Origin of the sequence: Vibrio methylphosphonaticus (genome assembly GCF_023634655.1) — a bacterium.
Lineage (GTDB): Bacteria > Pseudomonadota > Gammaproteobacteria > Enterobacterales > Vibrionaceae > Vibrio > Vibrio methylphosphonaticus.
Map to the genome: position 1 here is coordinate 1 of NZ_JAMKMS010000060.1, position 1,169 is coordinate 1,169.

Here is a 1,169-nt window from a genome sequence, read left to right on the forward strand (position 1 = left end):
GCTTGCGCGAGGATTGAGCTTGAAGCTTGAGAAAGAATTTGGTTCTTCGTCATCTCCGTTGTCTCTTTCGCGAAGTCAGTATCTTTAATACGGCTCTTCGATGCGTTAACGTTTTCGTTAATGTTATCGAGGTTATTGATTGCATGGTCAAAGCGGTTTTGGAAGGCACCCAGCTCTGCTCGGTGGCTATCAACATACTTAAGTGCAGAATCAATAATAGCAACCGACTCTTGTGCGCCACCGACGCTTGTCACGTCAATCGTATTTACCGTTACCGCTTGGCCGTCTTGCATACCTAGCTCGCCCGCTAGTGAACCACCAAACGACACTTCACCGTCAACTTTGTTCGTGCCTGCAAACATTTGCAGCTGACCATCTTCGTTGACCGACGCTTTTACTAGGTCAGTTTGACCATTAATGTACGTCGCTAACTGCTCAATGTCATCGCCGGCTTTTGCTGTGATAGCAATGTTTTGCTCTTCACCAAAGTTATCGGTAAGCGTGATGTTTAGCTCGTTAGAACCTGCCGCTACGCTCCAGTCTTTATCTTTAGCTTCGCCTGCTTGGTAACTTGTGCCACCCATTCTTACGTTATCAGAACGCATGTCATTAAGGTTAAGCATCACTGCTTCGCCATTATCCGCACCAATTTGGAATGATTGTGTACCGTACGTACCATTCAATAGGCGGTTACCACCAAAAGATGTGGTTTCTGCGATACGGTTAAGCTCATCATTTAGCGCTGTGACTTCTTCTTGAATCGCAACGCGCTCAGATTTTGAGTTAGAACCATTTGAAGATTGCAGCGACAAGTCACGCATACGTTGCAAGATGTTTGTCGTCTCGTTCATCGCGCCTTCAGCGGTTTGAGCAATCGAGATACCATCGTTCGCGTTACGCACTGCAACGTCAAGACCACGGCTTTGTACGTTCAAACGGTTAGAAATTTGTAGACCCGCAGCATCGTCTTTTGCGCTGTTGATTTTAGAACCAGAAGCCAAACGCTCCATTGACGTCCCTTGCGCTTGACTTGCATTGTTTAGGTAACGCTGAGCGGTCATTGCCGATACGTTAGTATTTACGTTCACTGCCATTGTTGTTTCTCCAATTGATTTTCCGGTGTAGCGGTTTCCGACGTCTCGGAAAACCAAGTAGTTCTCTCAAAGTTA

Annotated in this window: 1 protein-coding gene; it reads right to left on the minus strand. The window is 46.4% G+C overall.

What is annotated here, in order from left to right:
* Positions 1–1,094, minus strand: a 1,094-nt coding sequence (locus M9196_RS23220; protein ID WP_250619874.1) for a flagellin, incomplete at its 3' end; no start/stop codon positions are given.
* Between the last annotated feature and the right edge of the window lie 75 nt (positions 1,095–1,169).